The sequence below is a fragment of the Streptomyces sp. NPDC040545 genome (assembly GCF_055595065.1).
In genome coordinates, this window is sequence record NZ_JBVIWA010000001.1 from 466,218 (window position 1) to 489,223 (window position 23,006).

The following is a 23,006-nucleotide window of genomic DNA, read 5'->3' on the forward strand; positions in this document are numbered from 1 at the left end:
AGAACGTGACCGAGAAGACCGCCATCACGCCCGGCACCCACACCGCCCCGCCCGCGAAGTTCTCGCACGGCGTGCGGAAGGGGAACATCCTCCAGGTCGCCGGCCAGGTCGGCTTCCTCCCGCACGTCGACGGGCAGCCGCCCACCCCCGCCGGGCCGACCCTGCGCGAGCAGACCCTCCAGACGCTGGAGAACGTCCGTTCCGTCCTGGAGGCCGGCGGTGCGGGCTGGGACGACGTGATGATGATCCGCGTCTACCTCACCGACACCGGGCACTTCGCCGAGATGAACGGCATCTACGACGCCTACTTCGAGGAGCAGGGCCTGAAGGAGGCCCCCGCCGCCCGCACCACCGTGTACGTGGGCCTGCCGGCCGGGCTGCTCATCGAGATCGACGCCCTCGCCGTCCTCGGCTGAGGCTGCGGCTGAGACCGGGGCTGAGGCGCCCCGCCGGACGCGCGGGCGGGGCGCCCCCCTGGCGGCGGGGCGCCCCCTTTCACACGGTCAGCCGGTCACGGCGCCGCGCAGTACTGGGCCTCCTTGCCGATCGAGCGGTACATGCAGTCCGCGTTCTCCAGCAGCTGGAGCACCGCGTCCTTGTTGCGCGCGGTCTCGCGGTCGATGACCTCGTCCGGCGGGTAGAAGCCGCCGCCGCCGCTCTCCGGGTACATCTCGAAGGTGTAGGCGAAGATCTTCTGGTTGCCCCACAGCCAGTCGTCGATCGTCCCGTCCGTGATGTACAGGTCGCTCGACTGCTCCGGCGTGTAGCCGTTGCTCGCCGCCATGCTGGTGCCGATCTTCTTGTAGACGGCGAGGTCGTCGGCGGTCAGGCCCGGGGCGGTGTCGTTGTAGGTCCAGCCGAAGGGCCACAGGACGAGTTCGCTGTAGGTGTGGAAGTCGATGGCGGCCTTGATCTGCTGCTTGCCGCCGACGACCCGGCTGCGGACGAAGTCCGCGACGACCTTCACCTCGGGCGCCGACTCGGCGGAGGCGCCCCGGTAGGTCTCGGAGCTCTTGCTGCCGCTGGAGCCGCCGCAGCAGCCGAACTTGTAGTTCCAGTTGCGGTTCTCGTCCGTGCCGACGTAGGAGGAGCCGGAGTTCGGCTGGCGGTTCTTGCGCCAGGAGCGGTAGGAGCCGGTGGCGATGTCGTACTCGCCGCCGTCCGGGTTGAGGTCCGGGACGATCCAGATCTCGCGGCCGTTGACGGCGCCCGTGACCCGGGAGTCGGTGCCGTACTTGGAGGTGAACTCCTTGAGCAGGTACAGCGCCATCTCGACGGTCAGGTGCTCACGCGCGTGCTGGTGGGCGGTGAAGAGCACCTCGGGCTCGGCCTCGTCCGTCGCGACGTTGTCGCTGATCTTGATGGCGAACATGTCCCGGCCCTGGTACGACTTGCCGATCACCTGCTTGCTCGCGATCGCGGGATACTGCGCGACGAGCTGGTTGATCTCCGCCGTCGCCTCGGCGTAGTTGTGGTACTTCGAGTCCGCCGAGGGGAAGTCCATCGGGCTCGCCGCGATGCCGGGCACCGAGCGGTCCGGGGGTCCGGGCAGGGCGGTCAGCTTGTAGCCGAGCTCCTTGAGCTTCTTGGCCTGCATGGTGTCGGCGCTGACCACGACGGTGTGGTCGTCGACCTCGTCGATCGAGACGCCCGTACGGAGCAGGGCGGTGCGGTCGGTGGCGGTGGAGGGGCCGTGGATCCGGTACTGGACGATGGCCTCGTCCTGGGTGGCGGTCGAAGGGGTGGGCGGAGGGGAAGCCGTCGCGCTCATGCCGTAGGCGGGTGCGCCCAGCGCGAGCGCCAGCAGGGCCGCCGTGAGGGCGGCCCTCCGGCGGGTATGGAGCCGCATGCGTTCTCCTGGGTCGGGAGTGTGGGGTAGCCGTGCGGACGCGCACAGCGTGCTCTCGTGGCATGTCCCGGTCAAGGACACGCTGTGCAGGCCGTACCGATCCGGCCACCCCTACACGTACCGCCTACGGGAGCCCGTGGACCTTGGGACCCACCGAGTTCGACCAAGCGCTACCCGCCTTGGCGTCCCAGTTGGTCGACCAGGTCATCGCGCCGCGCAGACCCGGGTAGGTCTTCGACGGCTTGAAGGAGCCGCAGTTCGTTCCCCTGGTCAGGCAGTCCAGGGCGTTGTTGACGACGGCCGGGGACACGTAGCCGCTGCCCGCGCCGCTGGGCGAGGCCGGGACGCCGATGCCCACCTGCGAGGGGTCGAGGCCGCCCTCCAGCTGGAAGCAGGCGAGCGCGGTGAGGAAGTCCACCGAGCCCTGCGAGTAGACCTTGCCGTCGCAGCCGTTCATCGAGCCGCTGTTGTAGTACTGCATGTTGACGACGGTGAGGATGTCCTTGATGTTCAGCGCCGTCTTGAAGTAGCCGCCCTGCGTGGACTGCATGTCGATCGTCTGCGGGGCCATGGTGATGACGAGCGAGGGGCCGGCCTTTGACGACAGCGAGCGCAGGGCCTGCGTCATGTAGGTGGGGTTCAGGCCGTTCTCGAGGTCGATGTCGATCCCGGTGAACCCGTACTCCTGCATCAGGGCGTACGCGGAGTTCGCGAGGTTGTTCGCCGAGGTCGAGTCGTTGACCGAGATGGTCCCCTTCTCTCCGCCGATCGAGAGGATGACCGACTTGCCGGCCGCCTTCTTCGCGGCGATGTCGGCCTTGAACTGGGCGACCGTGTAGCCACCGAGGCCGGCCGAGTCGAGGTTGAAGGTGATGGCGCCGGGCGTGGTGGTGGCGTCCGCGAAGGAGACGGCGATGATGTCGTACTGCGCCGGGACGTCGGAGATCTTCTGGACGGTCGCGCCGTTGTTGAAGTTCTGCCAGTAGCCGGTCAGGGCGTGCTTGGGGACGCCCGGGCCGGGGCCCGGACCCGGGTCGGTGCCGGTGGTGGTGCCGGTCACCGGGGCGGACTTCGGGCCCTCGCCCGCCGCGTTGTACGCGCTCACCTGGAAGGAGTACGAGGTCGAGGCCGCGAGCCCGGTGATCTGGGTGGAGGCGGCGCCGCCGGTCACGGTCTTGACGCGGACGCCGTCCTGATACACGTAGTAGCCGGTGGCCGAGCTGACCGCGTTCCACGAAAGGGTGAGGGCGCCGGCGCTCTGGCCGGAAACGGCCGTCCCGGCCGGGGCGCCGGGGACCGACGAGCCGGGGTCGGTGCCGCCTCCGCCGTCCGGGCCGAAGACGCTGAACTCGTCGACGACGTAGGCGGGCTGGCCGTACCAGCCGTGCGTGTAGACGGTGACCTGGGTGGTGCCGGGGCCGGTGGTGAAGGTGGTGGAGAGCTTCTGCCAGCCGGCGCCCGACCCGGGTGTCCAGGTGGAGACGTCCTGGGTGCCGGTCCCGGTCGCGCCGAGGTAGACGTAGCTGCCCTGGACCTGCGTGCTCAGCGTGTAGGTCGAGTTCGGCTTGACCGTGACGGTCTGGCTGCAGCGGGCGTTGTCCTGGCCCGCCGGGGTGGCCTTCAGGGCGCCGGATCCGGCGTAGACGGGCGAGGAGACGGAGGCGCCGGTTCCGCCGGTGCAGGACCAGTTGGCGAGGCCCGACTCGAAGCCGCCGTTGCGGGCGACGTTCACGTCGGCGGCCTGTGCGGTACCGGCGGCGAGGGCGGACAGGGCGCCCGCGGCCAGGGTGACGGCGATGGGGAGGGCGAGGGAGCGTATGCGGTTCACGTGGGCTCCGGTGGGGGGAGGAAGAGGGGTGTGGGGAGAGGCGGACCGGGTGGGGTGGGTCCGACTCAAGGCGTTGGCTGCCAAGTTGGTCCAGACCAATCCCTGTGTCAAGAGTCTTCGCGATGTGGCTTGAAATGGCCCGCTATGCGATCCCTGTTGTCCGGGTTTCCGCCACCTGTGACATGTGCTGGTAGCACGGGAATCTTCAAGGCCCTGCCCCGTCAGGGGTGACGCGGATATGGTGCTGGGGCAAGGGGGGAGCGGGTCGATCGGATGCGGTCGCGCGGCGTCTGCGCGGACGCGGGAAGTCCGTATCGAATCCGCGTCGAGTCCGCGTCAGGTCCGTGCCAGGTCTGTTCCGAGCGCGCGCCGGGCACGTGAAGTGCCCGCGGCGTACGGGGCGTACGTACGGGGCGTACGTGGGGGGAACGGGGGAATGCGCGTGCCGACCGCCATCGCTGTCACCAGCGCCGATCTGGTACTTCCGGCCCCTGACCGGCACACGCCCGGGGCCGCCTTACTGCACCCGCCCGAGCAGCTCGACCTGGAGTCCGCGCTCGCCGAGACGGGCGCCTTGCTGGAGCGGCACGGCCACCTCGTGGCCCTCGTACCGCCCTGGCTCCCGCGCTCCACCGTCCAGCGCCTGCACACCGTACGCGCCATCCTGGAAACCGACCGGATCGCGCTCCTCGGCATCGATCTGCCGCCGCTGGGAACCGCCCTGCTGGCCCGTCAGCTGCGCCAGCTCAGCGTCTGCGACTTCAGCCCCGGAATCATCGCCTCCGCGGCCCGGCTGCTGTCCCACTACATCTACGCGGGCGCCCTGCTGGGCTCGGTCGCCAAACTCGACCGGGTCCGGGTCCCGGTCGGACTGGGGGCGCACGCCAGGTCCTGGTCGCCGAGCACGCAGTTCGCCGTCATGGCCCACCCGAAACCGCACCTCGCGAAACTGAGCGGCGGCGGATCCCAGGGCGGCGCCCACGGCCCGCGCAGCGCGGTGCTGCCGGCCGGCCCCGAGTTCGCCACGCACCTCACCTTCGCCCGCGGCCAGCTCACCTCCGACTGGGTCACCGCCGAACTGGCCCCCGCCTGGCAGGTCCAGGGCGTCCTGGAGAACCCGCTGCCCGCCGCGTCCCCCGGCTGGTGGGGCACCCCGAAACTCGTCGAGTTCGCCGCCGGCATCCCGGACCTGTCCGTGCTCTACCAGCTCGTCGCCTCGGTCCGCCGGGAGGAGTGCCGCTGGTGCGGCCTCGAACTCATCGGCGACCGCTGCGGCTTCTGCGCGGCACCGCTCACCGCACCGCCGCCGCCCGCGAGCACCGCCCGTTCCAGACCCTGATCACTCGAACGCACGAATGAATGAAGAACGGCGAGGTAGGTAAGGCCCATGAACTCACGCCAGCGCCGCGGCGTCATCCTCCTGCTCCTGTCGGTCCTGTGCGCACTGGGGGCCTTCGCCGGAGTCCTCGTGGTGATCGGCGACGTCAACTCCAAGGTCGGCGCCGAGGTCGTCGCGTACCGGGCCAAGGGCGACATAGCCCCGTACAGCCCACTGGCCGCCGGGCAGTTCGAGGAGGTCAGGATCCCCCAGCGGTGGCTCTCCGGCACCGCCGTCACCGACCTCGGCGCACTCAAGGACAAGATCGCCCTCACCACGCTGAAGAAGGGCTCGCTGCTCCAGTCGGACATGTTCGTCGACCGGCCGCAGCTCCAGCCCGGTGAGCAGGAGATCGCCATCATGATCGACGCGGCCACGGGCGTGGCCGGGAAGATCACCTCCGGCGCCAAGGTCAACATCCTCGCCACCTTCAAGGGCGCCAAGGACACCGAGCCCTCGCGATCGGTGATCATCGTCGCCAACGCCCGGGTCCTGGGCGTCGGCAAGCTCACCGCCCTGGACAGGGACAGCGACCGCAAGGGCCCCGCCGAGGCCGTCCCGATCACCTTCGCCCTGAGCACCAAGGACACCCAGCGCGTCGCGTACGCCGAGTCCTTCGCGGAGCACGTACGCCTGGCCCTGGTGGCCCCCGGCACCGATTCGGCGCCCGCCCCGGGCGACCGCACGTACACCCTCGACGGGGACAGGTGAGGCCCGGATGACCACCCGAATCCTCCCCGCGGTCGGCGACCCGGACGCCGCGCGCGCCATCGTGACACTGCTCAGCCAGCTCCCGGCCGCCGAGCCGGCCGCCCCCGTCCCCGACGCGACCACGCTCCTGGACACCCTCGCCCGGCTCGCCGCCGACTCCATCGACGAACTCCCCGAGGTCGTCCTCGTCCACGAGCGGATCGGCCCGGTGCCCGCCCTGGAGCTCATCCGGGAGGTCGCCCTGCGCTTCCCGGCGGTGGGCGTCGTCCTGGTCTCCTCGGACGCCGGCCCGGGGCTCTTCTCCGCCGCCATGGACTCGGGCGCCCGCGGCCTGATCGGCCTCCCGCTCTCCTACGAGGAACTCGCCGCCCGCGTCCAGGCCGCCGCCCAGTGGTCCGTGGGCGTACGCCGCCACCTGGGCGGGGGCGCCGCCGCCGACGTGTTCACGGGCCCGGGCGGCCGGGTGGTCACCGTCACCGGGGCCAAGGGCGGCGTGGGCACCACCTTCACCGCCGTGCAGTTCGCGCTGGCCGCGGCCGCCTCGGGACGGCGTACCGCACTGGTCGACCTGGACCTCCAGGCGGGCGACGTCGGCTCGTACCTCGACGTGCAGTTCCGGCGCTCCATCGCCGACCTCGCCGGGATCCAGGACATCTCCCCGCGGGTCCTCCAGGACGCCGTCTACGACGACGCCTCGGGCCTCGCGCTGCTCCTCGCCCCGGCGGACGGGGAACGCGGCGAGGAGGTCGACGACCGGGCCGCCCGGCACATCGTCGGAGCCCTGCGCAGCCGCTACGAACTCGTCGTCGTCGACTGCGGCACCCAGGTCACCGGGGCCAACGCGGCGGCCGTGGAGATGGCGGACGTGGCGGTGCTGGTCACCACCCCGGACGTGGTCGCGGTACGGGCGGCCAAGCGCATGGTCCGGATGTGGGAACGGCTCCAGGTGCGCAAGGCGGAGGACACGGCGATGGTCGTCAACCGCTGGAGCAAGCACACCGAGATCCAGCCCGCCCTGATCGAGAAAATCACCAAGACCCGCGCCACCCGCACCCCGGTCCCGGCCGCGTTCAAGGAACTCCAGGCCGTGGTCGACGCGGGCCGCGTGCAGGACCTCGACAACCGCTCGACGGTCAAACAGGCTCTGTGGACCCTGGCCGGCGAACTCGGCCTGCTGTCGACCCCGGACCCCGCCCCGTCCGCCGCCACCGCCCCGGGCGCCTCGCTCGCGGTCCGCGCGACGGGCCCGGTGGCCCGCCTGCGCCGCGGCCGGGAGGGCTGACACATGCCCGCCCGCAGACCGGGGCGCGGGGACCGGGGCCAGGTGGCGATCGAGTTCGTGGGCACGGTGCCGCTGATCCTGCTGCTCGTGGCGGCGGTGTGGGAGTGCGTACTGATCGGGTACGCCTTCTCGCTGGCGGGCAACGCGGCGGACGAGGCGGCGCGGGCGGGGGCGGTGAAGGGCGAAGCGGCCTGCGTCGCGGCCGCGAAGGAGCACATCGGGGAGGCGTGGGGCCTCGACGTGGACTGCGGCGCGTCCGGGGACATCTACCGGGCGAAGGTCAGCCTGGGCGTCCCGATCCTCTTCCCCGGCCTCAGCTTCGACCGGATCGAAGGCACCGGCGGCGCGGCGATGGAGAGGGAGGCGAAGTGACGTGAGACGGCGCATGCGCTCCGACCGGGGCCAGGTGGCCATCGAGTACATCGGCTTCGTACCGATCCTGCTGTTCGTCGCCCTCTGCGGGATCCAGCTGGGCTGGGTGGGGTACGTCCACGAACAGGCCGACACGGCCGCCCGTACGGCGGCCCGGGTGGAGGCCCGGCACAAGGGCCGGGGAGAGGCCGCCGGATACGCCGCCATCCGCGAAGGGCTCCCCGCGACCGTCATCGTGGACGGAGAAGGCGACGCGGTGACCGCGACCGTGACCATCCGGATCAACTCGATCATTCCCGGGCTGAAGCCCGAACCGGCGAAGGCGACGGCGGTCATGCCCAACGACGACCCGAAGGTGACCGGACCATGAGCCTGCGTTCCAGGGTCAACACCCCCGACGACCGCCACAGCCCGCGCGAGGACGGACGGCTCGTCTCCTCCTACCGCGCCAAGCTGCTGGAGGAGATCGACCTCGCCGAGATGTCCGCGCTCGCGCCCGCCGAGCGCCGGGCGCGCCTGGAGCGCGTACTCGGCCACATCATCAGCCGCGAAGGCCCCGTCCTCTCCACGGTCGAGCGCGCCCAGCTGATCCGCCGCGTCGTCGACGAGGCCCTCGGCCTCGGCGTGCTCGAACCGCTCCTCGAAGACGCCTCGATCTCCGAGATCATGGTCAACGGCCCCGACCACATCTATGTGGAGCGCGCCGGCCGGGTCGAACAGCTCCCCATCCGCTTCGCCTCGCACGAGCAGCTGATGCAGACCATCGAGCGCATCGTCTCCACCGTCAACCGGCGGGTGGACGAGGCCAACCCGATGGTCGACGCACGCCTCCCCAGCGGCGAGCGCGTCAACGTCATCATTCCGCCGCTCTCCCTGACCGGCGCCACCCTCACCATCCGCCGCTTCCCGCGCGCCTTCACCCTGCACGAGATGATCGCGCTCGGCTCGCTCGACGAGCAGATGCTCCTCCTGCTCTCCGGTCTGGTCGCGGCGAAGATGAACGTGATCGTCTCCGGAGCCACCGGCACCGGCAAGACCACGCTCCTCAACGCACTCTCCGGCCTGATCCCGGAGGGCGAACGCATCATCACCATCGAGGACTCGGCCGAACTCCAGCTCCAGCAGGCCCACGTCATCCGCCTCGAATCCCGCCCCGCGAACGTGGAGGGCAAGGGCCAGATCACCATCCGCGACCTGGTCCGCAACTCCCTGCGCATGCGACCCGACCGCATCATCGTCGGCGAGGTCCGCGGCGGCGAGACCCTCGACATGCTCCAGGCGATGTCCACCGGCCACGACGGCTCCCTGGCCACCGTCCACGCCAACAGCTCCTCGGACGCCCTGATGCGCCTGCAGACCCTCGCCTCCATGTCGGAGGTCGAGATCCCCTTCGAGGCCCTGCAGGACCAGATCAACAGCGCCGTGAACGTCATCGTCCAGCTGACGCGCTTCGGCGACGGCTCGCGCCGCATCACCGAGATCTCCGTCCTCGAATCGCACGGCCGCGAGCCCTTCCGGATCACCACGGTCTGCCGCTTCGGAGCCCAGCCGATGGGGGCGGACGGCCGCGTCCGCGGCTACTTCGAGTACTACCCGCTGCCCCGCCGGATCGCCGAACGCCTCTACATGAACAACCAGCCCATCCCGCAGGCCTTCGGGGTCGCGCCGGAAGACCCCCTGACCGCCCGCATCACACGGACCGCCCTGTGAACCCACTCATCCTCGCCACCCTCGGCGCCACGCTGCTCGCCTGCGTCCTGGTCGTCGCCGGCCTCCAGGCGTACATGGCCGGCCGCGCCCAGCGTGCCGCCCTCATCGAACGCCTCTCGGCGAGCGGTGTCCCGGAGCCCGCCGGCCGGCGCCGCCGCTTCCCGGCGGTCGACCGGCGGCTGCGCAAGACGAAGCTCGGCCGCCGGATCGAGCTGAAGCTGGCGACCACCGGCCTGGACCTCACCCCCGGCGAGTTCTTCGTCTACATGCTGGGTTCGATCGCGGGGGTCTGGCTGATCGCCTCCTCCCTCCTCGCACCGTTCTTCGGCCCGGTGGCGGGTGCCATCGGCATCTGGGCGGCGAACGCCTTCCTCAACTGGCAGCGGGCGCGCCGCACGGAACGGTTCATCAACCAACTCCCGGACCTGGCACGCATCCTCGCCAACGCCACCCAGGCCGGACTGGCGCTGCGTACGGCCATCGGCATCGCCGCCGAGGAGCTGGAGGCACCGGCCGGCGAGGAACTGGCACGCGTCGCCGACCGGCTCGCCGTCGGCCACTCGATCGACGACTCCCTCGGCGAACTCACCGAGCGCCTGCCCTCCCGGGAACTGGTCGTCCTCGTCTCCACACTCGTCCTGTCCGCCCGCGCGGGCGGCGCGATCGTCGACAGCCTGCGCAACCTCACGGTGACGCTGGAGCAGCGCAAGGAGACCCGCAGGGAGATCCGTACCCAGCTGTCCCAGGTGACGGTGACGGCGTACCTGGTCCCCGCCATCGGCCTCGGGTCCCTGCTGCTGGTCGACCTGATGATGCCGGGCGCGCTGGACCGGATGACGGGCGCGTTCATCGGCCAGACGGCCGTACTCATCGCCCTCGGCCTCTTCGCCCTGGGGTTCATCCTCATCCGCCGCCTGTCGAAGATCGACGTGTGAGGGGGCGGACGGGACGATGACCGGACTCCTTCTCGCACTGGCCGTGGCCCTGTCGGTCCTCGGCGCGTTCCACGGCATCCGCCTCTACCGCGCGGACGTGAAGCTGCCCACGGACCTCGCGCTCGCCCTGGAGGTCGGTGCCACCCGTACGACGGCGGTCGGCTCCCTGGTGGACCGGATGGGCATCCGCTGGGCCCCGGCTGTGCTGCGCCTGATGGGGCCGGCGCGGGTGGCCCGCAAGCGCCGCCAGATCGACATGGCGGGCAACCCGGCCGGCCTCACGATCGACCGCTACGCGGCCCGGCGGGCGGTGTACGGGGCCCTGGGCGCCCTCGGCGCCTTCTCGATGCTGATCAACGGGCAGCTGGTCGCCGCACTCCTCATGGTGGCCTTCGGCCTGTTCTGGATCGAGGCCGGCCTGTGGTCGGCGATCCGGGTCCGCCGCGACCACATCGAACGCACCCTGCCGGACTTCCTGGACGTACTCGCGGTCGTCGTCAGTGCCGGGCTGGGCTTCCGGCAGGCGCTGGAGCGGGTGGCGGAGAAGTACGAAGGCCCCTGGGCCGACGAAATCCGCATCACACTGCAGCAGATGAACATGGGCGTCAGCCGCCGCCAGGCCTTCGACGAGCTGCGCCGCCGCAACGACAGCGAACAGGTCGCGCAGTTCGTGACGGCCCTGCAGCAGGGCGAGGAGCTCGGCTCGCCGATCGTCGAGACCCTGATCGCGATCGCCGAGGACATGCGCCGCACGGACGCCCAGAACGCCCGCCGCCGCGCCGCCCGGGCCGTCCCCAAGGCGACGTTCGCCGTGACCATGTTCATGCTGCCGGGCACGCTGATCCTGCTCGTCTGCGGTTTCGTGTACGGCGCGAACGTCGACTTCGGCGCGCTGTTCGGGGGTGGCTGAGCCATGGCCCGGCTGAGCGTGCTCATCGCGGACGGCAACCCGGTCATCCGGGCGGGCCTGGCGGCGATCCTGCGCACGGCCGAGGACCTCGACGTCATCGCCGAGGCGGCGGACGGCCGCGAAGCCCTGAGCCTGACCCGCCGGCACGCCCCGGACGTGATCCTGCTGGACGTCCGGATGCCGGGCGTGGACGGCATCTCCGCGCTGCCGCACCTGGTGCGGCTGGCTCCCGTACTGATGCTGACGTACAGCAGGGAAGCCGAAATCATCTGCGAGGCCCTGTCGTTGGGTGCCGGCGGCTACCTGGTGCACGGCGAGTTCACGGCGGAGGACCTGCTGAGGGCGGTACGCGACGTCCCACTGGGCCGCCCCCACTTCACGCCGACGGCGGCGAGCGCGCTGCTCGCGGAGCTCCGGGCCTCTTCGCATCCGCAACGAGTTGTGGCACAGTCTTCTGAGCGGATGCACAACTCTGTTGTCTTCGGGCTGAGTTCCCGGGAGGTGGAGATCATGGATCTGATCGCGTCCGGGATGAGCAACCAGCGGATCGCGGCGGCCTGCTTCATCAGCGAGAAGACGGTCAAGAACCACATCAACCGCATCTTCGCGAAGCTCCAGAGTGCGACGCGCAGCGAGGCGATAGCCCGCTGGCTGGGAACCGCCCGTCCAGGAGTGACCGGTCATGGGTAGACAGAGTGCGCAGTGGGTCCGTAATTGGGTCCCGGGACCCTTGGTGACGACTGGTGACTCGCCGTACCGTCCGCAGATCGACACCGGTACCGGCCCGGGAGGGAACCCCCATGTTGCAGAACACCGTGGCGAGGATGCGCGAGCGGTACGAAGGCAAGGGCGCGAGGGATCGAGGCCAGACGGCATTCGAGTATCTGGGGATCATTCTGGTGGTCGTCGTGATCATCGGAGCGATCATCGGTACCGGCATCGGCCAGGCCATTACTACGAAGATCACTGCTGCCGTCGCGAGCATCACGGCAGGCAAGTGATATGGCGTCGATTCGGCGGTGACCGCGGGCAGGCCTTCCCCATTTACGCCGTAGTCGTAGCGGGTCTCCTCTTTGCTGCTCTGGCGTACTTCACCATAGGCAAGGCGGCGATCGTCCGCAGCGATGCACAGGGAGCTGCGGACGCCGCCGCACTCGCGGCGGCGCGCGAGGCCAGAGACACCCTGGTGCCAGGCCTCGACCTCACCACCCTTTCGCCTGAGGAGTGGGAACAGGTCCTGCTGGGCAATCGGTTCGACCCGTACGGAGACGCTTGTGCGGCTGCGCAGGACTTCGCCGCCATGAACGAGGCGACGGTGACGTGCGAGCGGTCGGGCACCCGGTTCAGCGTCCGGTCGAGGACGAACGGAACGGTGGGGGACTCTGTCGTCCCCGGAACGAGCGGAAAGCACGGCGAAGCGGATGCGAGAGCGGAGATCATTCCTCGCTGTCACGTCCAACCTGGGGGGTCGGGGAGCGGCGGCGGCTCGGCGCCGACACCGGCACCGGAGCCGCCGGGGCCGATCAAGTTCTCCTGCAGCAAGGGGGTCGTCGTGGACTACGACCCCGCCCGACCGCGCGCATGGCGTTCGCTGGCTGCGGCTCTGTTCGACATACGCCTGATCGACTGACGACCGAGAGACAAGGAAGCCAAGTACATGAGTGTTCGGCGGCGCGCGGCCCACGGGAAGGTGGCTGTGGGGATGGTGGCGGTCCTGGCCTTTGCCCTGACCGGGTGCGGGGGTGAGGGTAAGTCGGACAAGCCTGCTGCGTCGACGTCGGCGAAGCCGAAGGACGTTGGTGAGACGTCCCCGTCCGGGGCGGTGAAGAGCGCCGATGCCCCGCCGGCTCAGGTCATCGCCACGGTGAACGGCGAGGCGGGCATGGTGCTGACGATCAACAAGGCCGCCCGGGATGCCGGAGGATTCCTCACCGTCGAAGGGCAGTTGAAGAACACCGGCAGTGCCGCGTACGTGAACACCGCGCCCTGGCGCGGCAACGAGCTGAACTCCAGTGGAGTATCCGTGGCCGGCGTGACCTTGGTCGACAAGGTCGGCAAGAAGCGGTACTACGTGCTCAGGGACACCGATGGCCGGTGCCTGTGCACGACTGGTCTGAACATCATCGAAGCCGGGCAGACCATGCCGTTCTTCGCGCAGTTCCCCGCTCCTCCGACCAGCACCGTTGAGGTGGACCTCAGCCTCCCCACCTTCGCCACGGCGACCGTCAAACTCTCCGGGTGACCCCATGACCAAACGCCACCGCGTCCTCTCCGCAACAGCCGTCGTCGGGCTCGTCATTGCCGGCGTTCAATCAGTGGGTGCGGCGGCCGCCCATGCCGACGGCGTCAAGCCGTCCGTACCACCCGGCACCGAGCCATCCGCCTCCGCTCCCGTCGCCATCGACTCCAACGCCCCCGGGCTGAAGATCCCGCAGGGTGGGACGCTCGCGCCCATCAAGGTGCTCGACATCGCCGAGGTCGTCGAGGACCTCGGTGGGGAGCAGCGGCGGCAGGAGACCAATCAGACCGTCATGATGGCGCTGCAGTCGGAGGTGCTGTTCCCGGAGAACAGCGCCGTGTTCAACGCGCAGGCCGCCGCCCGGATCCAGGCCATCGCCAACGAGATCAACACGCAGAAGGCGACCCGCATCCGCGTCTTCGGGTTCACCGACGACCAGGGCAGCTACGAGCACGGCAAGGAACTGTCCAAGCAGCGCGCCGATGCCGTGCAGGCCGAGCTGGCCAAGACCGTCACCGATCCGAACGTCGTCTTCGACGTCCGCGGCTACAGCGAGGACTATCCGATCGCCGACAACAGCACGGAGGAAGGCCGCAAGAAGAACCGCCGCGTCGAGATCACCTTCCCCCGCAGCACGGGCGGATGACGCGCACGACTACCCCGGAGAGCAGCCGCAGTTGTGGCCTCAGTCGGCCAGCAGGTGGTCGGCCTTGCCCGCCTTGATGTCCCGGATCAGCTGGCGGAGTGCGTCCGCCGAGTCGGTGAGGTACGTGGCTTCCGCGCCCGCGACGGCGATGTAGCTGTTGCCGTCCCCGTCCACCCCTATTCGGTAGCAGTTGTTTCCTTCGCCGCAGTACGGGTCTTCCCAGGTGACGTCGGCCATAGGTGGCTCCTCAAAGGTCGCGGACGATCGTGTGGATGAAGTCGCGGGACGCGTCCTCGGACAGCGCGTGCTGGTCCATCCAACGGAGATGGGAACGGTACTTCGCGAGCTGTGACGCGTCGTGGGTGAAATCCGGGCCGTGCGCCGAGTCCAGCTGCACCGTGTCGAGCAGGCGCACGGGGCCCTCGGCGTAGAGCATCGCGTGGCCGGCGCCGGGGAAGGCCCCGGCCTCCACGGACAGCACGCGCAGCGTGATGTTGTCCCGCTCCGACACCGTGCACAGGTGTTCCAGCTGCTCCCGGGTGGCCCGGCGGCCGCCGAACTGCATGCGCAGGGCGGCCTCGTGTACGTACCCCGTGTACGGCCGGGCGCGGTCGCCTTCGAGCACCCGCTGCCGCTGCATGCGGTGGGCCACCCGCAGTTCGACCTCGGATGCCGGGAGTGCCGGGATCACGGAGCCGAAAACAGCTCGGGCGTAGGTGCCCTGGTGCAGCAGCCCTGGAAGGTGCACCGTCTGTACCGTGTGCAGACGCGTGGCGTGCCACTCCAGCTCGGAGACGTCCAGTAGCCCGGCCGGAATCGTTCCCCGGTAGGCCTCCCACCAGCCGCGTTCCGGCGGATGCGCCAGAGTGGCCAGGCCTGCGACGTACAGCTCGTCCGTCATGCCGCAGTGGCTCGCGAGGGTGCGCAGCCGCTCCGTGCTGACGGCCCGTAGGCCTTGTTCGATCGCGGACAGCTGTGAGCGGCTGACGTTGAGCACCCCGGCGGCCGACTCGGCGGAGACGTCTGCCGCGGCGCGCATGCGGCGCAACTCCGAGCCCACACGCCGCTGTCGTGCCGTCGGGGAAGTCCTGGCTGTCATGCCTGCAGTCTGCCGGTTGCGGTGCCGCCTGACGAAGGTCCGGCAATTTTCGGGATCAGGGGTGCAATTGTGCCCGCATCACCTACATTAAGTGACGCACCGCTCACGCATGGGAGTTGAAGTGCATCGCCGCAGCATGCCTCGGGCCTCGGCGACGAGCCACGCTCCCGGGCCCCGCGTCAGCCATCCGTGCGCGTCGAACTCGCCGTAGTCACCTCCGACCTCAGGGAGTCCGCGATGTCCGTCCACCCCTTCACCGCCTGCCCGGTGTCTCCGCCCGAGCCCCCCGTCGGCGAGCCGCCCGCGCTCGACACGCTCGCGTGCAGCCTCACCGTGCCCGGGGAGCCGCTCGGTGCCCAGGTCGCGCGGGCCGCCGTACGTGCCGTCCTGCGCGCGTACCGGCTCGATCCCCTGGAGCCCGCCGCCGTGCAGGTGACCGGGGAACTGGTCGCCGCCGCCTGGATGTTGGATCCGGGGCGGAGTCTGTACCTGTCCGTCCGGTACCGCGACGACGCGCTCCGCCTCACCGCCTACGACGGGCACGCCCCCCACGCGCACCCCCGCCTCGCCGCCCACTGCGAGGCCCGACGGCGCGCGGCGCTGCGGCTGATGGCGGCTGTGGTGCGCTCGTGCGGCGGGGCCTGGGGCTTCGGGGAGTCCCGCGAACGCGGCGGTGGGACCCGGACCTGGGCGGCCTTGCCGAGGGCAGGGGCCACTGCGTACCTCGGCCACGTCGCCCGGCAGTTGAAGGAGGAGACTGCCTCCCGCTTGCCCGCGGCGTCCGACTAGTTGGCCGGAGTACGGGGCGTGCCGCGGCGGAGGCGGCCGCGGGAGGCTTCCACGATCGTTCCGAGGACGAGCGACTGGGCCAGTACGCACAGGACGAGCTCGGTGACGAACAGCCACGTCGCGGGCGCGCCGTCTCCGGGCGCCATGCCGTGGGCCAGCGCCACCAAGAGGAACAGCGGGAACGCGCACAGGGCGGGCAGCACCCATACGAAGCCGGGGTCCGGGGCGAAGAGCGTGACGGCCGTCGCGATGGCCACGGCGACGCCGACGAGACCCAGGTAGATCGCCGAAGCGGGGTTCGCGAAGGTCAGGCGGCCGAGCATCCGTGCGGTCATCAGGTTCCCCCAGGGTGTGTGGACCGACTCCATGGTCGGGAACGCCGCGGGTTCTTGTCGTGAGTACCCGTACCCAGGATGTGCGCGGAGCGGAACGGTGTGGTGCGGTGCGCGGGGTCCGGCCCCTCCCCGGTGAGGGCCGGACCCGTGTGCGGGATCAGCCGAACTGGCCCGGCTGGTAGTCGCCCGCCGGCTGCTGGACGATCACGTTCATCCGGTTGTACGCGTTGATCAGTGCGATGAGGGTGACCAGTGCGGCCAGCTGGTCCTCGTCGTAGTACTTGGCGGCGTCGGCCCACGCCTCGTCCGTGACGCCGCCGGCCGCGTCGGCGATGCGGGTGCCCTGCTCGGTCAGTTCCAGGGCGGCCCGCTCGGCGTCGGTGAACACCTTCGCCTCGCGCCAGGCCGCGACCAGGTTCAGCCGCACCGGGTCCTCCCCGGCGTGCGAGGCGTCCTTGAAGTGCATGTCGGTGCAGAACCCGCAGCCGTTGATCTGGCTGGCCCGGAGCTTCACGAGCTCCTGCGTGGCGTGCGGCAGGGTGGAGTCCGAGATGACCTTGCCCGCGGAGTTGATGTACCGGGCGAACTTGGTCGCGACCGCGTTGCCGTAGAAGTTGAGACGCGCTTCCATCGTGATCTCCTCGCTGTGCCGACGGTTACACAGCTCTGACGGAAAACGCGGCCCGGATGTGACAGTCCCACGGGATCGTGCGACGTGACCTGCGTCACTTCGCCAGGAGGAGCTCCGCGATCTCCCGGGCCCGGTGGGCCGGCTCCGGGCCGGGGGTGAGTGCGGCCACCGCCGTCGCCCCCTCGGTCAGGATCAGGAGCCGGTCGGCGAGGGCGGGGTCGGCGGTCAGGCCGGCAAGCAGGGCGTGGAGTTCCGCCTTGTGGATGCGGACGATCTCCGGGGCTGCCGCCCCCAGTTCCCCGTACGCGTTGAGGAACGCGCAGCCCCGGAAGTCGGGCTCGGTGAACCAGTCCGCCAGCCAGTCGAAGACCGCGAGCACGCGGGCCCGCGGCTGCGCGGGGGTGAGGGCCGCGGTGCGCAGGGAGTCCAGCCAGCGCCGGTCGCGGCGTTCCAGGTAGGCCGTGACCAGGGACTCCTTCGCCGGGAAAACGCGGTAGAGGCGCTTGAGGGGGACCCCGGAGGCGGTACGGATGCGGTCCATGCCGACGGCCTGGATGCCGTGCCGGTAGAACAGCTCCTCCGCCGAGTCGAGCAGTCGGGTCCGTGCCTCTTCATCGTCCATGAGGGCAGGGTAGCCCGTTTCGCCTTGCGGCGAGAACGTTCGTTCTCGTACGGTGGGCGGCGAAGAGAACGCTCGTTCTCGCCCTTCTCCCCTCCGGAGGTTCCGCCGTGACACGTCCGCCCCTGCCGCCCTTCACCGAAGAGTCCGCCCGCGCCAAGGTCCAGGCCGCCGAGGACGCCTGGAACAGCCGTGATCCCGAGCGCGTCGCCCTCGCGTACACGGAGGACTCGGTCTGGCGCAACCGCGACCGCTTCCTCACCGGCCGCGCCGAGATCCGCGAGTTCCTCGCCCACAAGTGGGAGCGCGAGCTCGACTACCGGCTCCGCAAGGAGCTGTGGGCCTTCACCGGCAACCGCATCTCCGTCCGCTTCGAGTACGAGTGGCACGACGCCGCCGGCCAGTGGTTCCGCAGCCACGGCAACGAGCAGTGGGAGTTCGACGACGACGGCCTGATGAGGCGGCGCGAGGCGAGCATCAACGACGTACCGATCGCCGCCGGGGACCGCCGCCTCGTCTGAGCCGGTCCGGCCGGCCGACAGGGCAGGGCAGGGCAGGCCAGGGCAGGGGCGCTACGCCTCGTGGTGGGCCTGGGTGATGAGGTCCGTGGCGACCTCCAGGGCCGCGAGGCGGGTCTCCTCCGGGTTGCCCTCGACGTGCTGGAGGAACATCATCCCGGCGTGCAGCGTGAACAGCGCGCTGACGCAGCGGACTTGGTCCGTCAGTGGGCCGTCCTGCGTGCGGAGCAGTTCCACCAGGGTGAAGAGCCGCTTCTTGACCGTCTCGCCGATGGTGAGCTCGCGCGTCGTCGCCTGGTTCTCCTGCATGAAGCGGTACAGCACGGCGCCCCCCGCCATCGCCTCGCTGTAGCGGCGCAGCACCTCGCGCTTGGTCTCCAGGGTGCGCGGCTGGCCCTCCGCCCACGTGATCAGCTCGTCGATGGGCCGCGTCAGGTCCTCGAAGATGCTGATGATGATGTCTTCCTTGGTCTTGAAGTGGTAGTACAGCGCCGCCTTCGTGACCTCCAGCCGCTCCGCGATCTCGCGCAGCGACGTCTTCTCGTACCCCTGCTCGGCGAAGAGCTCCAGTGCGACGTCCTGGATGCGCTGGCGCGTGTCGCCACGGCGTCGCTGCGGACTGCTGCTGGACATGGCTCTCCCCAATTACTTACTTGACGCCCGGCTAGTTGCGGGTCTACCGTCCCCATTGTAGTGAACTAGCCGGGCGGCAAGTAAGTGCCGGTGCGGGACGTAGGGCGAGCGGTAGGGCCAGGGGAGTGGACATGGTGGACAAAATCAAGCCTGCGGGGACTTCGGAGGAGGTGAAGCCGCGCAGCGTACGGGTCGTCCTCATGGCGCTCATGATCGCGATGCTGCTGGCGATGCTCGACAACATGATCATCGGCACCGCGATGCCGACGATCGTCGGCGAACTCGGCGGCCTGGAGCACCTGTCATGGGTGGTCACCGCCTACACGCTGGCCACCGCGGCCTCCACCCCCATCTGGGGCAAGATCGGCGACATGTACGGGCGGAAGGGCTCCTTCCTCACCTCGATCGTCATCTTCCTCATCGGCTCCGCGCTCAGCGGCATGGCACAGGACATGGGCCAGCTGATCGGCTTCCGCGCGATCCAGGGCCTCGGCGCCGGCGGTCTGATGGTCGGCGTCATGGCGATCATCGGCGACCTGATCCCGCCCCGTGAGCGCGGCAAGTACCAGGGCATGATGGCCGGCGTGATGGCTCTGGCCATGATCGGCGGCCCGCTGGTCGGCGGCACCATCACCGACCACATGGGCTGGCGCTGGTCCTTCTACATCAACCTGCCGCTCGGCGCGGTCGCGCTGGCCATGGTCACCGCCGTGCTGCACCTGCCCAAGAAGCGGTCGCAGGGCAAGATCGACTACCTCGGCGCCGCGCTGCTGACCGTCGCCATCACCTCCACCGTCCTCGTGACGACCTGGGGCGGCACCGAGTACGCGTGGGGCTCCGTCGAGATCCTCGGCCTCATCGTCGTCGGCGTCCTGTCGACCGCCGCGTTCCTCTACGCGGAGACCAAGGCCGCCGAGCCGGTCATGCCGCTGCACATCTTCCGCAGCCGCAACTTCACCCTCATGTCGGTGATCGGCTTCCTCGTCGGTTTCGCGATGTTCGGCGGCGTGCTCTACCTCCCGCTGTTCCAGCAGTCGGTGCAGGGCGCCTCCGCCACCAACTCGGGCCTGCTGCTCCTGCCCATGCTGCTCTCGATGATGGTCGTCTCGCTGATCGCGGGCCGCGTCACCACCAGCAGCGGCAAGTACAAGATCTTCCCGATCGCCGGCGGCGCGCTCATGGTCGTCGGGATGTTCCTGCTCGCGACCATGGACACCGGCACCACCCGCCTCGTGTCCGGCCTCTACATGGCCGTCCTCGGCGCCGGTCTCGGCTTCCTGATGCAGATCACCATGCTGGTCGCGCAGAACAGCGTCGACATGAAGGACATGGGCGTCGCCTCCTCCTCGGCGACCCTCTTCCGTACGCTCGGCGGCTCCTTCGGCGTGGCCCTGATGGGCTCCCTCTTCACCACCCGGGTCACGGACACCATGGCCGAGCGCCTCGGCCCGGAGGCCGCCGGAGCCGCGGGCTCCGCCCAGCTGGACGCCGCGAGCCTGGCCAAGCTGCCCGAAGCGGTACGCGACGCCTACCAGCACGCGGTGGCTGCCGGTACGCACTCCGCGTTCCTGCTCGGCGCGGCCATCGCCGTACTGGGCTTCGCGGCGGCCTGGTTCGTCAAGGAGGTCCCCCTCCGCGGCGCGGGCCCGGCGACCCCGCCCGCCGCCGAAGACGGCGGCAAGGCGGCCCCGGCCGCCCAGGAGTCGCTCGCGCACTGACCGGGCACGTACCGCACCGGCGGCAGCGCCGGCACCAGCACCGCCAGGGAGGCGGCACCACCGGGACGACCGGGGGTGCCGCCTCCCGGCACGTCCGGGCCCGGCCCGGCAGGATCTGCACGAGACGGCCTACCTGGGGTGGCTCCGGGCCAGGGCGATGTCCACGAACGCCCGCCACTCGCTGCGCGAGGCCGGGACTTCCGTCACCAGTCTGCGGCCCAGGCGGAGCGTGGTCGGTTTGTCCGGAGGCCAGTCGGGTCCGTCATGCATGCGCCCCATTCTCGTCCGGTCCGCCGTCCCGCGTGGCGGTGAACCGCCTTGGCCGCGGCGGGATGTGGGGCCGGGCGGCGCGGACTTCGGGGATCGGCCCGTTTCGGGCGGGTTCGCCCGGGCAGGTATGCAACTCCATGGAGGACTAAAGTCCCATCGGTCCCAACCATCCCATAACAGGGAATTTATGGGCTATTTGGCTGGAACTCCTCGGCGGCGATGAACGTCCTGATCCACAGAACGCTCACACAGCGGATGGGGAGGGGACAGTTCATGAGTTTCTTGGCGCGTGCGAACAAGAAGGGCGTCCGGGCCGGTGCCGCCGTCGTGGCTTCGGCCGCCGCCGTGGCGGCGACCGTGTGGGGTGTGGCGGCCCTGGTCGGACCGGACGGAACCGCCGCCTCCCAGCAGAACGTGGCCCGGCCCGGCGCCGACGACAACTCCGGCCGTGGCGACGACGGCCGGCCCGGCCAGCAGCCGCAGGGGATACCCGAGGGCATAGCCCACGCCTCCGAGAGCGGCGGCAACGCCGTCAACATCACCATCGACGACGGCCCCGACCCCCGCTGGACCCCGAAGGTGCTGGACGTACTCCGCCGGCACGACGTCAAGGCGACCTTCTGCATGGTCGGGCCGCAGGCCAAGGCCCACCCCGACCTGGTGAAGAAGGTGGTCGCGGCCGGACACCGGCTGTGCGACCACACCATGAGCCACGACACGGCCATGGACAAGAAGCCCGTCGCCTACCAGGAGCAGCAGATCCTGGAGGCGAAGAAGCTGATCGAGGAAGCCGCGGGCAGCGGTGCGAGGGTCGAGTACTACCGGGCCCCCGGCGGCGCGTTCACCCCCGACAGCCGGCGCATCGCCGCCGCGCACGGCATGCGGCCGCTCGGCTGGAACGTCGACACCAAGGACTTCGACAAGTCGGGTACGGCCGCCATCGTCAGCGCCGTCAAGCGCGAGATCGGCAACGGCCCGACGGTGCTCTTCCACGACGGCGGCGGCAACCGCGCCCAGACCGTCGACGCCCTCGACCAGGTGCTGACCTGGCTGAAGGAGCAGGGCCGGCCCACCGGCTTCCCCGTCCGCACCGCCCCGGACACCCCCGGCACGCCCGGCACCCCCGGCGCTCCCGGCGCTCCCGCCACCCCCAGCACCTCCTGACACGCCGTCCGCCGCGCGAACGGGTGACGGTCGACGACGCGGACCCGCCCGCGTTGTTCCCTGGTCGGGCACGGACGAACGTACGCCCGACCCCGACCAGGAGGCTCCTGTGGCCATCGCCCCCGCCAGACTGTCCGACCCGGTGGTCGGCGCCCTCGTCGCCGCCGTCAACGCGCACGACAAGGACGCCTTCCTCGCGGTCCTGACCGCCGACGCGACCATGTCCGACGACGGCTCCGACCGCGATCTGCACGACTGGATCGACCGCGAGATCTTCGACTCCGGCGGCCACATGGACGTCCAGTCCGAGTCCGACGGCGGCCGCACCCTGCTCGTCAACTACCGCAACGACACCTGGGGCGAGATGCGCACCACCTGGCGCTTCGTGATCGCCCCCGGCGGCGGCCGGATCAGCCGCTTCGAGACCGGTCAGGCCTGAGCGGACTCCAGGACCGCTCGCGCACCGTCATATCTCCCGACCTGGTAAGGGAGTTGATCGACGGCTGTTCCGAGGTCGCCGGAACCGGGCGCTCCCGTACGGGTGAAAGCCCGCCCGGCGTCGTTCCGGCCGGCCGGAGGGGCCCGTTGGTCCGGGCATGAAGCGCACCCGCATCGCCGCTCTCGCCCTCGCCACCGCCTCCGCGGCCCTCGCGCCCCTCCTGGGCCAGGCCGCCACCGCCGCGGAGGGAACGGCGTACCTCCAGGACCCGGCAGGCGGCGAGAAGACCATGAAGTCGATGTGGACCAAGGACGAGATGCACAAGGTGGAGGCGCAGTTCCGCTTCCACCCCGGGGTTCAGTACAGGACGGTCACCCGCCCCGGCCCCTCGGGCGCGCCGGACTTCGAGCGCAAGGTCGCCGACCCCAAGACCCTGGCATGGCTGCCCGGGTACGAGTTCGCCTGGTCGGTGTCGGACTCGACGGTGGTCAAGAAGGCGGTGACGGTGAAGGAGGGCGAGCACCCGATCGTCGTGCACGCCGTACTGCGCTCCGCCGACCGGGCCAAGGTCGCGGAAGTGCGCAAGGAGCTGACCGGGAAGCCGCCGGCCGGGCGGGAGAAGGTCGCGGGGGACAAGCGGATCGCGTGCGACACCGGGGAGTACACGGTGGAGTGGTCGGTCACGCGCTCGGGCTACGGAACGCTGGCGGGGACGCTGCGCTGGAACTCCAGCTGCGAGCAGTACCGGACGGCGTTCGCCGCGGACCACGGGCAGCAGCGCTGAGGGTCCGGGTGGAGGCCGGCCGCCCCGTGCACCTTGTGGGTGCTCGTCGGGCGACTGGGCCGAGGCCTTGGATCAAGTGCCGTAGTGGCCATGGTGCCGCACGGGGTGGTCTGCGGCATGGGTCGAAGGTCCCGTGTCGAGGAACTT

The 23,006-nt window shown here is 70.4% G+C and carries 29 protein-coding genes; 20 read left to right on the forward strand and 9 right to left on the reverse strand.

What is annotated here, in order from left to right; translation table 11 throughout:
• The first annotated feature begins 5 nt into the window (after window positions 1–5).
• Window positions 6–416 carry a RidA family protein gene (locus ACZ573_RS02265; protein WP_471299022.1) on the forward strand — a complete coding sequence of 137 codons (411 nt, stop codon included), beginning with the start codon at window positions 6–8 and terminating at the stop codon, window positions 414–416.
• Between the two features lie 95 nt (window positions 417–511).
• Here the strand turns inward: ACZ573_RS02265 and ACZ573_RS02270 are convergent, their stop codons facing one another.
• Together ACZ573_RS02270 and ACZ573_RS02275 are read right to left on the reverse strand one after the other, a co-directional pair.
• On the reverse strand, window positions 512–1,849 hold the full coding sequence (locus ACZ573_RS02270) for a M14 family metallopeptidase (RefSeq protein WP_471297873.1): 1,338 nt from the start codon (window positions 1,847–1,849) through the stop codon (window positions 512–514).
• A gap of 124 nt (window positions 1,850–1,973) precedes the next feature.
• Window positions 1,974–3,677 (reverse strand): chitinase, encoded by a 1,704-nt coding sequence (locus tag ACZ573_RS02275; protein ID WP_471297876.1) that lies wholly within the window; start codon window positions 3,675–3,677, stop codon window positions 1,974–1,976.
• A 436-nt stretch (window positions 3,678–4,113) separates the two neighbouring features.
• Here ACZ573_RS02275 and ACZ573_RS02280 point away from each other — a divergent pair, with 436 nt between their 5' ends.
• The 13 genes from ACZ573_RS02280 to ACZ573_RS02340 all read left to right on the forward strand — a co-directional run bounded on the left by ACZ573_RS02280 (window position 4,114) and on the right by ACZ573_RS02340 (window position 13,860).
• Window positions 4,114–5,016: a hypothetical protein gene (locus tag ACZ573_RS02280; RefSeq protein WP_471297879.1), complete on the forward strand. Its 903-nt coding sequence runs from the start codon at window positions 4,114–4,116 to the stop codon at window positions 5,014–5,016.
• Between the two features lie 48 nt (window positions 5,017–5,064).
• Window positions 5,065–5,766, forward strand: coding sequence for a Flp pilus assembly protein CpaB (gene cpaB, locus ACZ573_RS02285; RefSeq protein WP_471297881.1), 702 nt, complete (start codon window positions 5,065–5,067; stop codon window positions 5,764–5,766).
• A gap of 7 nt (window positions 5,767–5,773) precedes the next feature.
• Window positions 5,774–7,048 carry an AAA family ATPase gene (locus ACZ573_RS02290; protein WP_471297884.1) on the forward strand — a complete coding sequence of 425 codons (1,275 nt, stop codon included), beginning with the start codon at window positions 5,774–5,776 and terminating at the stop codon, window positions 7,046–7,048.
• A gap of 3 nt (window positions 7,049–7,051) precedes the next feature.
• Complete coding sequence (locus tag ACZ573_RS02295; RefSeq protein ID WP_471297886.1) at window positions 7,052–7,420, forward strand: TadE/TadG family type IV pilus assembly protein; 369 nt, start codon at window positions 7,052–7,054, stop codon at window positions 7,418–7,420.
• Between the two features lies 1 nt (window position 7,421).
• Window positions 7,422–7,790: a TadE/TadG family type IV pilus assembly protein gene (locus ACZ573_RS02300; RefSeq protein ID WP_471297888.1), complete on the forward strand. Its 369-nt coding sequence runs from the start codon at window positions 7,422–7,424 to the stop codon at window positions 7,788–7,790.
• Entirely contained in the window at window positions 7,787–9,130 is a 1,344-nt protein-coding gene (locus ACZ573_RS02305; RefSeq protein WP_301366960.1) for a CpaF family protein, read from the forward strand. Before ACZ573_RS02300 ends, ACZ573_RS02305 begins: the two co-directional genes overlap by 4 nt.
• Entirely contained in the window at window positions 9,127–10,065 is a 939-nt protein-coding gene (locus ACZ573_RS02310) for a type II secretion system F family protein (RefSeq protein ID WP_471297891.1), read from the forward strand. The genes ACZ573_RS02305 and ACZ573_RS02310 overlap by 4 nt, the downstream gene beginning before the upstream one ends.
• 16 nt (window positions 10,066–10,081) lie before the next feature.
• Window positions 10,082–10,975: a DUF5936 domain-containing protein gene (locus ACZ573_RS02315; RefSeq protein ID WP_471297894.1), complete on the forward strand. Its 894-nt coding sequence runs from the start codon at window positions 10,082–10,084 to the stop codon at window positions 10,973–10,975.
• 3 nt (window positions 10,976–10,978) lie between these two features.
• Window positions 10,979–11,665, forward strand: a complete 687-nt coding sequence (locus ACZ573_RS02320; RefSeq protein WP_471297897.1) for a response regulator — start codon at window positions 10,979–10,981, stop codon at window positions 11,663–11,665.
• A gap of 110 nt (window positions 11,666–11,775) precedes the next feature.
• Entirely contained in the window at window positions 11,776–11,976 is a 201-nt protein-coding gene (locus ACZ573_RS02325; RefSeq protein ID WP_471297900.1) for a hypothetical protein, read from the forward strand.
• Window positions 11,973–12,605, forward strand: coding sequence for a pilus assembly protein TadG-related protein (locus tag ACZ573_RS02330; protein ID WP_471297902.1), 633 nt, complete (start codon window positions 11,973–11,975; stop codon window positions 12,603–12,605). The genes ACZ573_RS02325 and ACZ573_RS02330 overlap by 4 nt, the downstream gene beginning before the upstream one ends.
• A gap of 72 nt (window positions 12,606–12,677) precedes the next feature.
• Window positions 12,678–13,217, forward strand: coding sequence for a hypothetical protein (locus ACZ573_RS02335; RefSeq protein ID WP_471297905.1), 540 nt, complete (start codon window positions 12,678–12,680; stop codon window positions 13,215–13,217).
• A 4-nt stretch (window positions 13,218–13,221) separates the two neighbouring features.
• The gene (locus ACZ573_RS02340) at window positions 13,222–13,860 is read left to right on the forward strand and encodes an OmpA family protein (RefSeq protein WP_471297908.1); all 639 of its coding nucleotides are present in this window, start codon (window positions 13,222–13,224) and stop codon (window positions 13,858–13,860) included.
• A 39-nt stretch (window positions 13,861–13,899) separates the two neighbouring features.
• On the opposite strand, the gene ACZ573_RS02345 is transcribed toward ACZ573_RS02340, so the two are convergent.
• Complete coding sequence (locus tag ACZ573_RS02345) at window positions 13,900–14,097, reverse strand: hypothetical protein (protein ID WP_471297911.1); 198 nt, start codon at window positions 14,095–14,097, stop codon at window positions 13,900–13,902.
• A gap of 10 nt (window positions 14,098–14,107) precedes the next feature.
• Window positions 14,108–14,959 carry a helix-turn-helix domain-containing protein gene (locus ACZ573_RS02350; protein WP_471297914.1) on the reverse strand — a complete coding sequence of 284 codons (852 nt, stop codon included), beginning with the start codon at window positions 14,957–14,959 and terminating at the stop codon, window positions 14,108–14,110.
• A 237-nt stretch (window positions 14,960–15,196) separates the two neighbouring features.
• Between ACZ573_RS02350 and ACZ573_RS02355 the strand changes: the two genes are divergently transcribed.
• Window positions 15,197–15,748 (forward strand): ATP-binding protein, encoded by a 552-nt coding sequence (locus ACZ573_RS02355; RefSeq protein ID WP_471297917.1) that lies wholly within the window; start codon window positions 15,197–15,199, stop codon window positions 15,746–15,748.
• Here ACZ573_RS02355 and ACZ573_RS02360 read toward each other — a convergent pair.
• From ACZ573_RS02360 to ACZ573_RS02370, 3 genes are all read right to left on the reverse strand, one after another.
• A complete protein-coding gene (locus ACZ573_RS02360; protein WP_471297920.1) occupies window positions 15,745–16,083 on the reverse strand; it encodes an SCO4225 family membrane protein in 339 nt (112 codons plus the stop codon). The two genes, ACZ573_RS02355 and ACZ573_RS02360, sit on opposite strands and share 4 nt — an antisense overlap.
• Before the next feature lie 157 nt (window positions 16,084–16,240).
• Entirely contained in the window at window positions 16,241–16,714 is a 474-nt protein-coding gene (locus ACZ573_RS02365; protein ID WP_150258987.1) for a carboxymuconolactone decarboxylase family protein, read from the reverse strand.
• 94 nt (window positions 16,715–16,808) lie between these two features.
• Window positions 16,809–17,336 (reverse strand): TetR/AcrR family transcriptional regulator, encoded by a 528-nt coding sequence (locus tag ACZ573_RS02370; RefSeq protein WP_471297923.1) that lies wholly within the window; start codon window positions 17,334–17,336, stop codon window positions 16,809–16,811.
• Between the two features lie 107 nt (window positions 17,337–17,443).
• Between ACZ573_RS02370 and ACZ573_RS02375 the strand changes: the two genes are divergently transcribed.
• A complete protein-coding gene (locus ACZ573_RS02375; RefSeq protein WP_471297926.1) occupies window positions 17,444–17,854 on the forward strand; it encodes a nuclear transport factor 2 family protein in 411 nt (136 codons plus the stop codon).
• Between the two features lie 51 nt (window positions 17,855–17,905).
• On the opposite strand, the gene ACZ573_RS02380 is transcribed toward ACZ573_RS02375, so the two are convergent.
• Window positions 17,906–18,484, reverse strand: a complete 579-nt coding sequence (locus tag ACZ573_RS02380) for a TetR/AcrR family transcriptional regulator (protein WP_351159803.1) — start codon at window positions 18,482–18,484, stop codon at window positions 17,906–17,908.
• A gap of 131 nt (window positions 18,485–18,615) precedes the next feature.
• Here ACZ573_RS02380 and ACZ573_RS02385 point away from each other — a divergent pair, with 131 nt between their 5' ends.
• A complete protein-coding gene (locus ACZ573_RS02385) occupies window positions 18,616–20,202 on the forward strand; it encodes an MDR family MFS transporter (protein WP_471297929.1) in 1,587 nt (528 codons plus the stop codon).
• Between the two features lie 129 nt (window positions 20,203–20,331).
• On the opposite strand, the gene ACZ573_RS02390 is transcribed toward ACZ573_RS02385, so the two are convergent.
• Entirely contained in the window at window positions 20,332–20,472 is a 141-nt protein-coding gene (locus tag ACZ573_RS02390) for a hypothetical protein (RefSeq protein WP_471297932.1), read from the reverse strand.
• 282 nt (window positions 20,473–20,754) lie between these two features.
• On the opposite strand from ACZ573_RS02390, the gene ACZ573_RS02395 reads away from it, so the two are divergent.
• The 3 genes from ACZ573_RS02395 (at window position 20,755) to ACZ573_RS02405 (ending at window position 22,859) form a co-directional block, all read left to right on the forward strand.
• Complete coding sequence (locus ACZ573_RS02395) at window positions 20,755–21,636, forward strand: polysaccharide deacetylase family protein (RefSeq protein ID WP_471299025.1); 882 nt, start codon at window positions 20,755–20,757, stop codon at window positions 21,634–21,636.
• 109 nt (window positions 21,637–21,745) lie between these two features.
• A complete protein-coding gene (locus ACZ573_RS02400) occupies window positions 21,746–22,075 on the forward strand; it encodes a hypothetical protein (RefSeq protein WP_030011500.1) in 330 nt (109 codons plus the stop codon).
• 157 nt (window positions 22,076–22,232) lie between these two features.
• Complete coding sequence (locus ACZ573_RS02405) at window positions 22,233–22,859, forward strand: hypothetical protein (protein ID WP_471297935.1); 627 nt, start codon at window positions 22,233–22,235, stop codon at window positions 22,857–22,859.
• Window positions 22,860–23,006 lie beyond the last annotated feature (147 nt).

Coding starts and splice junctions, on each gene's coding strand:
- ACZ573_RS02270 (WP_471297873.1), bottom strand. CDS start 1,849: ATGCGGCTCCATACCCGCCGGAGGGCCGCCCTCACGGCGGCCCTGCTG.
- ACZ573_RS02280 (WP_471297879.1), top strand. CDS start 4,114: ATGCGCGTGCCGACCGCCATCGCTGTCACCAGCGCCGATCTGGTACTT.
- cpaB (WP_471297881.1), top strand. CDS start 5,065: ATGAACTCACGCCAGCGCCGCGGCGTCATCCTCCTGCTCCTGTCGGTC.
- ACZ573_RS02290 (WP_471297884.1), top strand. CDS start 5,774: ATGACCACCCGAATCCTCCCCGCGGTCGGCGACCCGGACGCCGCGCGC.
- ACZ573_RS02295 (WP_471297886.1), top strand. CDS start 7,052: ATGCCCGCCCGCAGACCGGGGCGCGGGGACCGGGGCCAGGTGGCGATC.
- ACZ573_RS02305 (WP_301366960.1), top strand. CDS start 7,787: ATGAGCCTGCGTTCCAGGGTCAACACCCCCGACGACCGCCACAGCCCG.
- ACZ573_RS02315 (WP_471297894.1), top strand. CDS start 10,082: ATGACCGGACTCCTTCTCGCACTGGCCGTGGCCCTGTCGGTCCTCGGC.
- ACZ573_RS02320 (WP_471297897.1), top strand. CDS start 10,979: ATGGCCCGGCTGAGCGTGCTCATCGCGGACGGCAACCCGGTCATCCGG.
- ACZ573_RS02325 (WP_471297900.1), top strand. CDS start 11,776: ATGTTGCAGAACACCGTGGCGAGGATGCGCGAGCGGTACGAAGGCAAG.
- ACZ573_RS02335 (WP_471297905.1), top strand. CDS start 12,678: ATGGTGGCGGTCCTGGCCTTTGCCCTGACCGGGTGCGGGGGTGAGGGT.
- ACZ573_RS02340 (WP_471297908.1), top strand. CDS start 13,222: ATGACCAAACGCCACCGCGTCCTCTCCGCAACAGCCGTCGTCGGGCTC.
- ACZ573_RS02345 (WP_471297911.1), bottom strand. CDS start 14,097: ATGGCCGACGTCACCTGGGAAGACCCGTACTGCGGCGAAGGAAACAAC.
- ACZ573_RS02350 (WP_471297914.1), bottom strand. CDS start 14,959: ATGACAGCCAGGACTTCCCCGACGGCACGACAGCGGCGTGTGGGCTCG.
- ACZ573_RS02355 (WP_471297917.1), top strand. CDS start 15,197: ATGTCCGTCCACCCCTTCACCGCCTGCCCGGTGTCTCCGCCCGAGCCC.
- ACZ573_RS02360 (WP_471297920.1), bottom strand. CDS start 16,083: ATGACCGCACGGATGCTCGGCCGCCTGACCTTCGCGAACCCCGCTTCG.
- ACZ573_RS02365 (WP_150258987.1), bottom strand. CDS start 16,714: ATGGAAGCGCGTCTCAACTTCTACGGCAACGCGGTCGCGACCAAGTTC.
- ACZ573_RS02370 (WP_471297923.1), bottom strand. CDS start 17,336: ATGGACGATGAAGAGGCACGGACCCGACTGCTCGACTCGGCGGAGGAG.
- ACZ573_RS02380 (WP_351159803.1), bottom strand. CDS start 18,484: ATGTCCAGCAGCAGTCCGCAGCGACGCCGTGGCGACACGCGCCAGCGC.
- ACZ573_RS02385 (WP_471297929.1), top strand. CDS start 18,616: ATGGTGGACAAAATCAAGCCTGCGGGGACTTCGGAGGAGGTGAAGCCG.
- ACZ573_RS02390 (WP_471297932.1), bottom strand. CDS start 20,472: ATGCATGACGGACCCGACTGGCCTCCGGACAAACCGACCACGCTCCGC.
- ACZ573_RS02405 (WP_471297935.1), top strand. CDS start 22,233: ATGAAGCGCACCCGCATCGCCGCTCTCGCCCTCGCCACCGCCTCCGCG.